General features: G+C 70.5%; 13 protein-coding genes. 9 read left to right on the top strand and 4 right to left on the bottom strand.

The window, feature by feature from the left end; genetic code table 11:
• Positions 1-63 precede the first annotated feature (63 nt).
• The 5 genes from HALOF300_RS20545 (at position 64) to HALOF300_RS20525 (ending at position 3,410) form a co-directional block, all read left to right on the top strand.
• Complete coding sequence (locus HALOF300_RS20545) at positions 64-291, top strand: SPOR domain-containing protein (RefSeq protein ID WP_156742765.1); 228 nt, start codon at positions 64-66, stop codon at positions 289-291.
• Between the two features lie 111 nt (positions 292-402).
• The gene (locus tag HALOF300_RS20540; RefSeq protein ID WP_156742764.1) at positions 403-1,248 is read left to right on the top strand and encodes an N-acetylmuramoyl-L-alanine amidase; all 846 of its coding nucleotides are present in this window, start codon (positions 403-405) and stop codon (positions 1,246-1,248) included.
• Positions 1,249-1,278: 30 nt separating this feature from the next.
• Positions 1,279-1,863 carry a VanZ family protein gene (locus tag HALOF300_RS20535; protein WP_156742763.1) on the top strand — a complete coding sequence of 195 codons (585 nt, stop codon included), beginning with the start codon at positions 1,279-1,281 and terminating at the stop codon, positions 1,861-1,863.
• 279 nt (positions 1,864-2,142) lie between these two features.
• On the top strand, positions 2,143-2,727 hold the full coding sequence (locus HALOF300_RS20530; protein WP_156742762.1) for a hypothetical protein: 585 nt from the start codon (positions 2,143-2,145) through the stop codon (positions 2,725-2,727).
• Positions 2,724-3,410: a DUF4386 domain-containing protein gene (locus HALOF300_RS20525; RefSeq protein ID WP_156742761.1), complete on the top strand. Its 687-nt coding sequence runs from the start codon at positions 2,724-2,726 to the stop codon at positions 3,408-3,410. Before HALOF300_RS20530 ends, HALOF300_RS20525 begins: the two co-directional genes overlap by 4 nt.
• A gap of 70 nt (positions 3,411-3,480) precedes the next feature.
• Here HALOF300_RS20525 and HALOF300_RS20520 read toward each other — a convergent pair whose 3' ends face one another.
• The gene (locus tag HALOF300_RS20520) at positions 3,481-4,452 is read right to left on the bottom strand and encodes a helix-turn-helix transcriptional regulator (RefSeq protein WP_156742760.1); all 972 of its coding nucleotides are present in this window, start codon (positions 4,450-4,452) and stop codon (positions 3,481-3,483) included.
• Positions 4,453-4,554: 102 nt separating this feature from the next.
• Here HALOF300_RS20520 and HALOF300_RS20515 point away from each other — a divergent pair, with 102 nt between their 5' ends.
• From HALOF300_RS20515 to HALOF300_RS20500, 4 genes are all read left to right on the top strand, one after another.
• Positions 4,555-4,950, top strand: coding sequence for a RidA family protein (locus HALOF300_RS20515; RefSeq protein ID WP_156742838.1), 396 nt, complete (start codon positions 4,555-4,557; stop codon positions 4,948-4,950).
• A gap of 167 nt (positions 4,951-5,117) precedes the next feature.
• A complete protein-coding gene (locus tag HALOF300_RS20510) occupies positions 5,118-6,005 on the top strand; it encodes a TolB family protein (protein ID WP_156742759.1) in 888 nt (295 codons plus the stop codon).
• Positions 6,006-6,060: 55 nt separating this feature from the next.
• On the top strand, positions 6,061-6,264 hold the full coding sequence (locus HALOF300_RS20505) for a type II toxin-antitoxin system VapB family antitoxin (protein ID WP_156742758.1): 204 nt from the start codon (positions 6,061-6,063) through the stop codon (positions 6,262-6,264).
• Positions 6,264-6,677 carry a PIN domain-containing protein gene (locus tag HALOF300_RS20500; RefSeq protein WP_156742757.1) on the top strand — a complete coding sequence of 138 codons (414 nt, stop codon included), beginning with the start codon at positions 6,264-6,266 and terminating at the stop codon, positions 6,675-6,677. Before HALOF300_RS20505 ends, HALOF300_RS20500 begins: the two co-directional genes overlap by 1 nt.
• Before the next feature lie 47 nt (positions 6,678-6,724).
• On the opposite strand, the gene HALOF300_RS20495 is transcribed toward HALOF300_RS20500, so the two are convergent.
• The 3 genes from HALOF300_RS20495 to HALOF300_RS20485 are packed head-to-tail and all read right to left on the bottom strand — an operon-like array spanning position 6,725 to position 12,051.
• Complete coding sequence (locus tag HALOF300_RS20495; RefSeq protein WP_156742756.1) at positions 6,725-8,461, bottom strand: glycoside hydrolase family 13 protein; 1,737 nt, start codon at positions 8,459-8,461, stop codon at positions 6,725-6,727.
• Positions 8,458-10,746: a glycoside hydrolase family 31 protein gene (locus tag HALOF300_RS20490; protein ID WP_197522714.1), complete on the bottom strand. Its 2,289-nt coding sequence runs from the start codon at positions 10,744-10,746 to the stop codon at positions 8,458-8,460. The genes HALOF300_RS20495 and HALOF300_RS20490 overlap by 4 nt, the downstream gene beginning before the upstream one ends.
• A 30-nt stretch (positions 10,747-10,776) precedes the next feature.
• On the bottom strand, positions 10,777-12,051 hold the full coding sequence (locus tag HALOF300_RS20485) for an ABC transporter substrate-binding protein (protein WP_156742755.1): 1,275 nt from the start codon (positions 12,049-12,051) through the stop codon (positions 10,777-10,779).
• Positions 12,052-12,063 lie beyond the last annotated feature (12 nt).

Genomic DNA, 12,063 nt, shown 5'->3' with positions numbered 1-12,063 from the left:
AGAGGCCGACACCGCGCCCGGTGCGACGTGCCACAATCGAGGAGTCAGCGAAAGGAACCGACAATGTCCGAGACCTCCCCGCAGCCAAAGTCCTTCTACTACAATCTCGAAACCGGAGCGGTCGAGGAAGGTCTCGTCAGCGACTGGACGTCCCGGATGGGCCCCTACGCCACCCGCGAGGAAGCTGCGAAGGCGTTGGAGACGGCGCGGAACCGGAACGCGAAGTGGGAGGACGAGGATCGGGCCTGGAACGAGAGCGACGATCCCGGCACCCGCAACGACGAGGACTGAGTAGGCACCACAGCAGAACAGACGAAACGAGTAGGACTGGTTGGGCAGGCCGGTCCGCGACGTCGGCCGCGCGCAAGCGCGGCGGCAACACCACACATCGGAAGAGGCGAGATGGCCAAGCGATCACCCCGACGACGGGGGACCCTGGTCGGTGCCGCCCTGGTGACGGCCCTCGCCCTGGTGATCCCCGCCGTCGGCCCCGCGGCCGCAGGCCCCTCCCCAACATCCGCCGTCCCTCGCGACGACGAGGACGACGTCCCCGCCAAGGTCAAGGCGCACACCACGAGCCAGCCACTGGTCGGTTGGACGATCGGCCTCGATCCCGGTCACAACGGCGGCAACGCCGCCAACGTGAGCGTTATCAACGAGCAGGTCGCGGACGGCCGTGGGGGCTGGAAGCAGTGCAACACCACCGGCACCACGGCGCTCAACGGCTACCCGGAGCACGAGTTCACCCTGGACGTCTCGCTGCGCACCCGGGAGGCCCTCGAGGCCCTCGGTGCCACCGTGGTGATGACCCGCGAGGACAACGAGGGCGTCGGCCCGTGCGTGGACGAGCGCGGCACGTTCGCCGAGGACAGCGACGTGGACCTGATGCTCTCCATCCACGCGAACGGCTCCACCGACCCCGCGATCGCCGGCTTCTTCGCGATCATCGCGGACCCGCCGCTCTCGGAGTCCCAGGGGCTGCCGAGCCTCGAGCTCGCCGAGACGATGATCACCGCGCTCACCGACGGCGGGTTCACGCCGAGCACGATCTACGAGGAGGCGCTGTCCCAGCGCGCCGACCTCGCCACCCTGAACTTCTCCCGCCGGCCCACGGTGATGCTGGAGCTGGGGGAGATGCGCAACCCGGCCGAGTCCGAACTGATGAGCAGTGAGGCGGGCCGCCAGCAGTACGCTGACGCGCTCGTCGACGGCGTGCTCGACTGGTCCGGGCCGCACAGCCCGCGGTAGGTCGCGATCACCGGGACCGGGCGGCCCGCCGTGGGGGAGCACTCGCCTCAAGGGGGCGGGCGCGCCCTGACGGCTCTGTTGTTCGCCGTCTACCTGCTCCTGCTCGTCTGGCTCGTGCTGTGGAAGTTCGAGGTCCCGTGGGTCGGCGGAGGTGTGCTGCGGCAGGTCAAGCTCGTCCCGTTCCTGCCCAGCGGCGACGCCGATGCCAACACGGCTCGCGAGATCGTCGCGAACGCCGCCTTCTTCGTCCCGTTCGGTATCTATGTCGCCCTGCTCGCGCCGGCGTGGCGCTGGTGGAAGGGCGTCGCAGTCGCCGCCGGGGCGAGCCTGGCACTGGAGGTCGCCCAGTACGTCCTGGCCGTCGGGAGTTCGGACGTCACCGACCTGATCGCCAACTCCGCCGGAGCACTGGCCGGAATCGGCGTGGTCGCCCTGGCGCGGCGCAGGCTCCAGGCGCGGACCGAGGTGGTGATGGCCCGGGTCTGCCTGATCGGGACCGTCCTCGCCGTGCTCGCGACCGCGCTGTTCGTCGTGTCTCCGCTGCGCTACGCCCCACCGCAGGACGGCGCAGCCACGCCGGGGTATTCCGCGACGGTGGAACGCGGCCCGTTGTAAGGCGACAAGGCCTGACGGCGGGTGTGCTTCGGCCGTCGCTGGCTCGTGCTCCCGCGGAAGCGTTGAGTAACGATGTGCGGCGCACGAACCGATCAACGCTCAGGAGGAGAGTCCGTGTAGCGCGTGGCAACGCCCGCGGTGCGTTGTGGTCGGGGTCCGTTGACGGCAGGCGTCTGCCGGAGGATCGTGAGCCGAGTCGGCGTATGCGCCTGCCGCCGGACGATGCGCTCAGGTCCCGGGGGCTGGGCTGCATGCCGGCACTACGGGAGGCGCGCGATCGTGGAACCTCAGGGTGTCTGGCCCACTGTGCGCCGGATCTGGCTGTGGCCGGTGGCGATTCTGGTCGGCTTCCCGATCGGCGGGTTCGTCGCCGACCTGGTCGTGGGCGGAGTCGACTCCGTGGGAGCGGCACTCGCCGAGGGCGTCGTCGCGGGCGCGATCATCGGCGCGGCACAGTGGTTCGCCCTGCGGAAATGGGTCTCGTGGCTCTGGATCCCGGCAACCTGTGTGGGACTGGCGCTCGGCTTGACGGCCGGGGCAGCCCTGGCCGATTACGGACTCGAGCGAGGCGACATCGTGCTCATGGCAGCCGTCACCGGCATTGGTGTAGGAGCGCTGCAGGCGCTGGTCCTCGCGCGACACGCGATCCCCGGCGCGCTGTGGTGGGCGATCGCGAACCCGCTTGCCTGGGCGCTCGGCTGGTTCATCACCTCCTACGTGATCACGAGGAACATCGATGAGCGGTACCCGGTCTTCGGCGCGTCCGGAGCACTCGCCTTCGGCCTGCTCACCTGGCTGCTCCTTGCGGCCTTGCTCCGTCGGGCGGTCAAAATTCCGGGCGTGGCGGGCGCGGACGTCCCGTGAGTACGGCACGCGTTGCGGGCGCCCTCCTCATAGTTCTGCCCCTGCCGTTCAACCTCTGCGTCTTCTTGCTCGCGCGGAGCTTCGACTACCCGGACATCCTGCGACGCCCCACGTCGGAGGTGCTCGCCCGCTTCCGTGCCGGCGGTCCCCGGCTCCTGCTGCTCTGGTGGGCCTTCGCGCTGACCGCGGTGCTGCTTGTGCCGTTGGCTGTCCTGCTTGCGGACGCCCTCGTCGGCGCCAACCGGGCCGTCGTGGCGGTCGCTGCCACGACGGGCGTGCTGGCTGGGGTGGTGCAGTTCCTCGGACTGGTCCGCTGGCCGTTCCTGGTGCCCTATCTCGCGCGTGCGGATGCTGAGGCCGGACCGGCGCGCCGCGAAGCCATCGACATCGTGTTCCAGTCGTTCAACCGCTATCTCGGAGTCGCCGTCGGTGAGCATCTCGGCTACCTGTTCACGGGCGGCTGGAGCGTCCTGTCCGGAATCGCTCTGATTCAAGCCACGAACACGCCGTGGTGGCTCGGCGTGGCCGGGATCGTGGTCGGCGCCCTACTGATGATGTGTTCGCTGGAGTTCGTCGGGACGTTCGAGCAGGAAGGCTGGAAGCTGGCCGCGACGTTGACCCCGATCGCCTATGTCGCCTGGTCCGTCTGGCTGATCGCCGTTGGAGTCGCCCTGATCCTGTAGCTGTCGTGAACGGGCTGAAAGCGGCCGCTGCCGGAGCGCTTCCGCGGAAGCGCCTGAGGCCTCCCAACGATCAGGAGGACTCGGCGTAGCGCGAGGCAACGGCTGCGGCGCGCTCGCGCAGTGACGTGCGCAACGACTGCGGGGCAAGGGCTTCCGCGTCCGTGCCGAGCTGCCACAGCGCCCATTCCGCGTGCCACGGGTCCTGGTAGGTGACCTCCAGCCGCAGCCAGCCGTCCGGCTCGGGTTCCTCGGCGCGGACGGCGACGGCGGTGTTCAGCAGTTCCTCCCGCCGGGCCGGGCTCACCCGTACCTGCACGCTGAGGTGGCCGTCGGAGAGGAAGTGCGCGCAGCGCTCGCGCCAGATCTGGTCGAGATCGACCTCAGTCTGTCGCTGTGCCGGCTCGGGGAGTGCTTCCGCACCCAGCATCCGTGACAGCCGGTAGGTGCGTTCCGCGCCCGATCTGGTGGCCAGCAGGTAGGCCCGGTCGCGCACCGTGACCAGACCGACCGGGTCCACCGTGCGCCACGTGGGGGCCTGGCGCGTGGCCGCGTAGTGGATGCGGAGCTTGTGCCCGGCGAGCACGGCCCGCCGGACCTCGCTCATCGTGGTGTGGGGCACGTCCTCGGTGACCTGCCGCCGGGAGAGCAGGTCCGTCTCCGGCTCGACGAGGAATCGCTGGGTCGCGTCGCTCACGGTGGCCCGATGGCCCTCGGGCAGCGCGTCGACCACCTTGCGCATGGCCGAGGCGAGCGCCGAGCCGAGGCCGAAGACCTGCTCGCCGTGACCCGTCCCGGCGGTCAGCAACGCCAGTGCCTCGTCGTGGTTCAGCCCGGTGAGCTCGGTGCGGAACCCGGGCAGCAGCGCGAACCCGCCGTGCCGGCCGCGTTCGGCGTAGACCGGGACGCCGGCCGCGGACAGTGCCTCGATGTCCCGCAGCACGGTGCGGGTGGAGACTTCCAGCTCGCGGGCGAGCGTCTGCGCCGTCAGCCGCCCGCGCTGGCGCAGCAGCAGCACCAGCGAGACCAACCGGTCGGCGCGCATGCGTGAACCGTATCCGAATACATGACCAAGGATGTCGTGATTTGTCGCCAGGCTCGTCATGCGAACGCACGCACCCCAACAATCGATGGAGCAGACATGGCAATGGAACGAACGGCAGTCAACCCGGTGACCTGGTCGCTGGAGCTGGGATTCAACCAGGGCGAGGTCGTCTCCGGGCAGACCCGGACCCTGTACATCTCGGGGCAGACGGCGATGAGTGCCGACGGCCGACCGCAGCACGAGGGTGACGTCGCGGCGCAACTGGCGCTGAGCCTCGACAACCTCGAGGCCGTGCTCGGCGAGGCCGGCATGACCCTCGCGAACCTCGTCCGGCTCAACGTCTACACCACCGACGTCGACGCGCTGTTCCCGCACTACGGCGTGCTGGCGGCACGGCTGGGTGCCGCCCGGGTGGCGCCCACCACGACCATGCTGGGCGTCAGCCGGCTGGCGATCCCCGGCCAGCTGGTCGAGCTCGAGGGGACCGCCGTCGGCTAGCGAACCGGCCGCCTGGTACTCGTGCCATGGTCCGGGACGAGTGCCAGGTCCTCGGGTACGTTCTAGGGGCGGGAGGTCTTCGTTGGCGCCTCGCAAGCACATGCCCGACGGCGGGGCTGCTTCGGGCGGGCACCGTCGCCCCTCAGTGACCAGGAGTGATCACCCAGATGCCAAGTCCCACCCGAGGTCTCACGCCGGGGCAGCGTGCCGAGCTGTACATCGCGGATGTCGACACCGGCGAGCTGACGCTCGTGCACGCGAGTTCCACGCAGCTGTTCGAGGCACCGAACTGGACCCCCGACGGCGAGTACCTGCTCGTCAACGCAGACGGTCTCCTGTACCGGATCCCGGTTGGCGGCGGCGACCTCGTGGAGGTCCCGCTCGGCGGCATCCCGGCGATCAACAACGACCACGTCCTCAGCCCCGATGGCGAGACCGTGTACGTCTCGGCCAACGACGGCCACCTCTATGCGATCCCGTTCGCGACCGCTCGGCCCCGCCGGGTCTCCAACGACCACGGCGCCGACTTCCGGCACTACCTGCACGGGGTGTCCCCGGACGGCTCGACCCTCGCCTACATCGGCATGCTCATCGGAGAAGACGGCGCCGTCACCACGAACGTGTTCACGCTGCCGGCCGCGGGCGGCGAGGACACCCAGCTCACCGACGACCCGTTCCCCAACGACGGGTCCGAGTACAGCCCGGACGGTCAGTGGATCTACTTCAACTCCGAGCGTGCCTCGGCCACGCCGGGGCACGCGCAGCTGTTCCGGATGGCGACCGACGGCACCGGCGTCGAGCAGCTGAGCCACGATGAACGGGTCAACTGGTTCCCGCATGTATCTCCGGACGGCGCGCGGGTCGTGTACGTCAGCTTCCCGGCCGGCACGATCGGTCATCCGGCCGATCGTGACGTCATCATTCGTGTCATCGAGCCGGATGGCGCCGTGCGAGACCTCGTGTCGCTGTTCGGCGGCCAAGGGACGATGAATGTCTCGAGCTGGGCACCCGACAGCAAGCGGGTCGCATTCGTCGCCTACCCTCTGCAGTCCTGACGCCATTCAGGCTCGACCGCGTATATAATCAGTTGTATAGCGGGAGGAGTTCACCATGGCAGTCACAAGTGTCGACCTTGACCCACAGTTGATCGAACGTGCCAAAGCGCTCACCGGCGAGAGGTCGAACCGCGCCGTCCTCGATCTCGCACTACGACGGCTCATCGCCTCGAAACAGAAGGGCGCGATGGTCGACGGCATCGCCGCGTTGACGGACCTCGAGGCGGAACTCGGCGCCCCGGTCGTGCCTTCGCCCTGATGACCGACTATCTCGTCGACAACTCCGTCTGGGCCAGATTGGCGTCCGGCGACGCCAGCATCACCGCGCGACTGCGACGGATCGAACGTGGGCCGTCGGACCTCTTCGTGACCTGCCCGCCGCAGGTGCTGGAGTTCTGCCACAGCGCTCGGACACCTCAGGAGCACACGCGCTACCGGGAACGGATTGGGCTCGGATTCCCTCTGGAGCGCGCACCCGACGAATCACTGGTGCTCGATATCCAGAGCGCGATGTGGGGCGCGGGCCTCGTCCGCGCGGCGGGGTCGCTCGACATTCTCATCGCGGCGTACGCCATCGTGAACGACGCAACCGTGCTGGCCGCGGACCATGACTTCGGACACATCGCCGCGGTCACCGACCTGAGCCACGAGTTCATCGCGCCGACCGTTTGACTTCGGGGAGGTGCTCGCGTCAGCGGCTGCTGCACGCCAACGAGGAATCAGGCCGACAGGATGACCCGAGATTCCCAGGGGCGCAGCACCACGTCCGCCGACTCGTCGGGGAGCGGCGGGTGGGTCGCCAGCAGCACCGGCGCGTCGGCGATCCCGAGGCCGGCCACAGCCAAAGACACGGGCGCACTCGACATGTTCGCGACCACCGTCAGCACCTGCGTGCCGAGGGTGCGGCGGTAGGCCATCAGTTGCTCGTGCTCGGGCAGGAGGAGGTCGAAGTCCCCGTCGACCACCACGGGGAGGGTGTGACGCAGCTCGATGAGACGTCGGTAGTGGTGCAGCACCGAGCCGGGGTCGGCCCACGCGGCGGCGGCGTTCAGTTCCGGGTAGGCGGGGTTGGCGGGGAGCCAGGGCGTACCGGCGGTGAAGCCGCCGTGCGGGGCGTCCGCCCACGGCATCGGGGTGCGGGCGTTGTCCCGGCCCATCGCGGACACCGCGGCGAGGACGTCGGCCGGGTCCGCCCCGGCCCGGACCGCCTCCCGGTAGTGGTTCAGGGTCTCGACGTCCCGGTAGTCCTCGATGCTGGACCACGAGACGTTCGTGAGTCCGAGCTCCTCGCCCTGGTAGACGAACGGCGTGCCGCGCATCAGGTGCAGCACGGTGCCGAGGGTCTTCGCGGACGTGACCCGGTGCTCCGGTGAGTCGTCGCCCCACCGGGAGACGATCCGCGGCTGGTCGTGGTTGTTCCAGTACAGCGCGTTCCACCCGTCACCGAGGCCCCTCTGCCAGGCGGCCAGGTTCGCCTTGAGCGCGGGCAGGGCCAGCGGGCGTGGATCCCACTTGCCGCCGGGTCCGTGGTCGAGCGAGACGTGCTCGAACGTGAACACCATGTCGAGCTCGGGTGTGGCCGGGTCCGTGATCGAGCGTGCCAGCGGGAGCGTGACGCCGGGCATCTCCCCGACCGTGACCAGCACGTCGCCACGTTTCGCACGGCCCGCGAACACCTCGCGGTGCAGCTCGCCGAGGAACTCCTCCAGCCGCGGACCGTTCGTGTAGTGCGCGGAGCCGTCCGCGAGCCCGGTGCCCGCGAGGGCGGGGGAGTCCGCGCCGTCGGGCAGGGACCCGTCGGGGCGCACCGCCTTCGAGATCAGGTTGATCACGTCGAGCCGGAAGCCGTCCACGCCCCGGTCGACCCACCAGCGCAGCATCTCGTAGACGGCGGCCCGCACCTGCGGGTTCTCCCAGTTCAGGTCCGGCTGCTTGGCCGAGAACAGGTGCAGGTAGTACTCGCCGGACGCCTCGTCCCACTCCCACACCGGCCCCGAGAAGAAGCCGTGCCAGTCCGTCGGCTCCGCGCCGGGCTCCCCGCCGACGTGCCCGGGGCGCGGTGGCCGCCACCAGTACCAGTCCCGTTTCGCCGACTCGCGCGAGGCCCGCGACTGCGCGAACCAGGGGTGCTCGTCGGAGGTGTGGTTGACCACGACGTCGAGCATCAGCCGCATCCCGCGCGCGTGGACTGCCTCGATCAGTTCGTCGAGGTCGGCGAGGGTGCCGAACACCGGATCCACGTCCCGGTAGTCCGAGATGTCATAGCCGTTGTCGTCCTGGGGCGAGGGATAGACCGGCGAGAGCCACAGCACGTCGACGCCGAGCCGTTCGAGGTGGTCCAGGCGGCCGATGAGACCGCGCAGGTCCCCGACGCCGTCGCCGTCGGAGTCCGCGAACGACCGCGGATACACCTGGTACACCACGGCCGAGCGCCACCACGGCGCCGGCGCGGTCACGGCGCCGCCCTGTCGAACACGGGCGCGAGGCCGGGCCACGCGTTCGCGCGCACGTAGACCGGCACGACGGCGGGGGGAACCTCGCGCGTGATGGTCGCCCTGCCGTGGTGTGCTTCGCCCGTCCACGCGTCGACCCAGTCGCCCGCAGGCAGGTACGTCTGCCACGTGGTGGCGCCCGGTTCGGTGACCGGGTGCACGAGCAGGTCGTCGCCGAGCCCGAACTGCAGCGGCCACCGCCAGATCTCCGGGTCGTCGGCGTGGTCGAAGAACAGCCCGCGCATCAGCGGCCGGCCGGTCTCGATCGCGACGCGGGCCTGGGCGGTCAGGTAGGGCACGAGGCGCTCGCGCAGGCGTGCGACCTCCCGGAACTGCGCCACCAGGTCGGGGTCGTCGTTCACCTCGGCCACATACCAGGGCGTGCGGTCGCGCAGCGGCCGGCGATGGTGGTTGAACTCCGAGTGGTACTGCATGATCGGCATGAACGCCGACGCGGCGGCGGCCCGCAGGTACAGCTCACTGTCCGGCGGGGGACCGGAGAAGCCGGCCAGGTCCCAGCCCCAGTAGACGATCCCGCAGGCCGAGGCCGTGATCCCGGCCGTGACCGACGCCCGGAACGCCTCCCAGGTGGAGTCCTCGTCGCCGGCCCAGTGGATGCCGTGCGCCTGGGAGCCGGTGAACCCGGCGCGCGAGAACGTCACCGGTGCCTTGCCGTGCCGGCGCAGCAGATCGCCGAACGCCCGGGCGTAGTGCACCGGGTAGCGGTTGTTCCCCTCGTCGCCGCGGCTGCCGTCGCCGTAGCGCAGGTCGTGGCCCCAGGCGTGCTCGCCGCCGTCGGTCTTGAAGCCGTCGACGTCGAGGTCGGCGAGCAGGTAGTCGCGCTTGGCGGTCCACGCCTCCCGGGTGCGCTGCGTGGACAGGTCCGGCATGAGCGACTGCGGGAACCACCAGCCCCGGTTGTGGTACGGCGTGCCGTCCGCCTCCAGGACGGCGTGGCCGCCGTCGATCAGGGCGCGCCCGTCCGCGTACACCTGGGCGTCCTCGGGCACGTCCGGGCCGAGGTCATGGCTCGTCTTCAGCAGCGGGATCTGCCACAGGATCACCTTGATACCGCGCTCGTGGAGCTCGGCGACCATGGCCTTCGGGTCCGGCCAGGCGCCGCCGGCGGGGTAGGTGATCTCGGCGCCGTTGTGCGGGGCGCCGTCGGGGTGCAGCGGGTACTCGGCGTCGCGGAACAGCATGATGCCCTGCTCGTCGCTCCACGCCTCGATCACCACGGCCCCCACCGGGATGTCGAGGTCCGCGTGGGTGTCCATCCGGTCCATCACGAGGTCCTGCGTGTTCCACTCGTTCCCGGACGCCCAGAGCCGGAACACCCACTCGGGCAGTTCCTCGGCGCGCCCAACCTCGGCGGTGAACGCGGCGACGACGGCGGCCGGGTCACCGGTGTAGACGCCCACGTCGAGGTGCTCGTGCGGCCCGCCGCCCAGGGCCACCTCGATCACGAGCCGGTCCGCCGTGGACGCGCCCACGTCGAACCACGACCGGCGCGAGGTGCGCAGGTGCAAGCCCCACGAGGTGGACGGCGAGACCACGTGCGCGAACGGCATCGGCAGGTAGGTGCGCCCGGCCGCGGCCTGGCCCTTGTACTGCTCGAACACGACGGCGTCCAGGGTGCGGCCGCGCTGGTCGACGGCGTCGAACCGCTCCCCGAACCCGACCACGTGCTCGTCCGGGGCGAGGGCCAGGGCGAACCGCACCCGGTGCACGCCGGTGTCGTCACGCAGCCACTCGACCGACCCCGGCACGAGCCGGTCGGCGCCGCCCGGGTCGGCGGTCCCGCCCGAGTGAGCGGCGCCGTCGAACGTGAGCTCGCCGGCGTCGGCCACCCAAGCGACCGGCCGCAGATCGAACCACTCGGTCTCGGCGGAAGCGCCGCCGTCGCCCTCCGCCCGGAACCGGTACCGGACGCCTACGGTGACCGGCGGGCTCACCACCGCCCACGCACCGTCGTCGGCGAGCGCCGCCGCCTGCGCGGCGGCCAGGTGCCCCTCGCCACCGGCGAGGGCGGCGGCGTCCGCGGCGTCCACCACCACGGGGGTGAGGGACAGGGAGACCGGTGCTCCGCCGTCGGGCATCCACTCGCAGTAGACGGCCCGCACCTCGGGCGAGGCGATCACGCCGAGGCGTACCGCCTCGCCCACCTCGGGCCGGACCGGGACGCGCTGGTCGGCCGAGGTGGCGTACGGGTGCTCGATGCCGAAGGGCCGGTGGATCAGCAGGGTCATGACTCTCCTGTGCTGGGGCGGGTTGGGGGCTCAGAGCAGCGCGGTGACGCGTTCCTGGGCGCTGGTGAGCGCCTCCTCGACCGTCTTGCGGCCCGCGGCGGCCTCGGTGAGTTCCTCGGTGACGATGTCCTGCATCTCCGTCTGGCTCTCGATCGCCGGGGGCAGCACGATCGCGTCGAGGGAGTCGAACACGGCCTGCCGGTTCGTCGGGGGCGTCTGCTCGAGGTACGGGGCGAGCAGGGACTCGTCGGCGACCGGCGGGAGCTCCCACCCGGTGTCCAGGCGCATCTGGACCATCGCGTCGGAGGAGGTGAGGTACTCGGCCCACGCCTGCGCCGCCTCGGTGTTGGCCGAGCGGGCCGAGACCACCGCGGTGTTGGAGAACATCGCCGAGGCGTTCTCGGTGTTGCCCGGCTCGACCGCGATGTCCCAGGCGAAGTCGACGTCGGCGAGGGGGCCGAACATCCAGATGCCGGTGTGCCACATGGCGAGCTGGCCGGAGGTGAACAGGTTCGTGTCGAAGTCGGGGGTCCCGGCGCCGTCGGCGGTCGTCGGCATCACGGTGCCGGACTTCTCGACGAGCCACTGCGCGGCCTCGATGCCCTCGGGCGAGGCGAACGTGGCCTCGGTGCGGTCCTCGTTGAGGAACTCGCCACCGTTCTGGGCGAGGACCTTGTAGAACTCGTGGAAGGAGATCGGCTGGTAGTCGCCCCAGGTGCCGGCGGCGGTGTCGGTCAGCGCCTGCGCGGCGGCACTCTCGTCCTCCCAGGTCCAGTCCGCCGTCGGCGGCTCCACCCCGGCGGCCTCGAACAGGTCGGCGTTGTAGAACAGCACCACGTTCGAGAACGACTCCGGCAGCCCGAACTGGGTGCCGTCCACCTGGAACGCCTCGAGCAGCGACGGCTTGTACGCCGCCTCGTCGACGCCCTCGAGCGGCGCGAGCGAGCCGTTCAGGGCGTAGGTGACGAAGTTCTCGTAGTTCAGCTCGAACACGTCCGCCTCGGTGCCACCGGCGACGGCGGTCTGCAGCACGGTGAAGTAGTCGTCGTAGGGGAAGGTCTCGACGTCGACCGTGATGCCGGGGTTGTCCGCCTCGAAGGCGTCGACCACGAGCGCGAGGTTCTCCTCGTTGCCGCCGTTGGAGGAGAAGTTCATGTAGGTGATGGTCGTCTGCGCGTCCCCGGAGCCCTCGGCCTCGGTGGGGTCGTCGTTGCTGGCGGAGCCCTGTGAGCAGGCGGTCGCGGCGAGGGCGACCACGGCGCTCGTGGCCAGGAGCCGGGCGGCTCGGCGGCGGTGCTGAGTCATGATGGGCCTTTC

It is taken from the genome of Occultella aeris (genome assembly GCF_902703175.1).
In the GTDB taxonomy this organism is placed as follows: domain Bacteria; phylum Actinomycetota; class Actinomycetes; order Actinomycetales; family Beutenbergiaceae; genus Occultella; species Occultella aeris.
Note: the sequence above shows the minus strand (reverse complement) of the source record. Positions and strands in the feature narration are given on the sequence as shown.

Coding starts and splice junctions, on each gene's coding strand:
- HALOF300_RS20545 (WP_156742765.1), top strand. CDS start 64: ATGTCCGAGACCTCCCCGCAGCCAAAGTCCTTCTACTACAATCTCGAA.
- HALOF300_RS20540 (WP_156742764.1), top strand. CDS start 403: ATGGCCAAGCGATCACCCCGACGACGGGGGACCCTGGTCGGTGCCGCC.
- HALOF300_RS20520 (WP_156742760.1), bottom strand. CDS start 4,452: ATGCGCGCCGACCGGTTGGTCTCGCTGGTGCTGCTGCTGCGCCAGCGC.
- HALOF300_RS20515 (WP_156742838.1), top strand. CDS start 4,555: ATGGAACGAACGGCAGTCAACCCGGTGACCTGGTCGCTGGAGCTGGGA.
- HALOF300_RS20510 (WP_156742759.1), top strand. CDS start 5,118: ATGCCAAGTCCCACCCGAGGTCTCACGCCGGGGCAGCGTGCCGAGCTG.
- HALOF300_RS20505 (WP_156742758.1), top strand. CDS start 6,061: ATGGCAGTCACAAGTGTCGACCTTGACCCACAGTTGATCGAACGTGCC.
- HALOF300_RS20500 (WP_156742757.1), top strand. CDS start 6,264: ATGACCGACTATCTCGTCGACAACTCCGTCTGGGCCAGATTGGCGTCC.
- HALOF300_RS20490 (WP_197522714.1), bottom strand. CDS start 10,746: ATGACCCTGCTGATCCACCGGCCCTTCGGCATCGAGCACCCGTACGCC.
- HALOF300_RS20485 (WP_156742755.1), bottom strand. CDS start 12,051: ATGACTCAGCACCGCCGCCGAGCCGCCCGGCTCCTGGCCACGAGCGCC.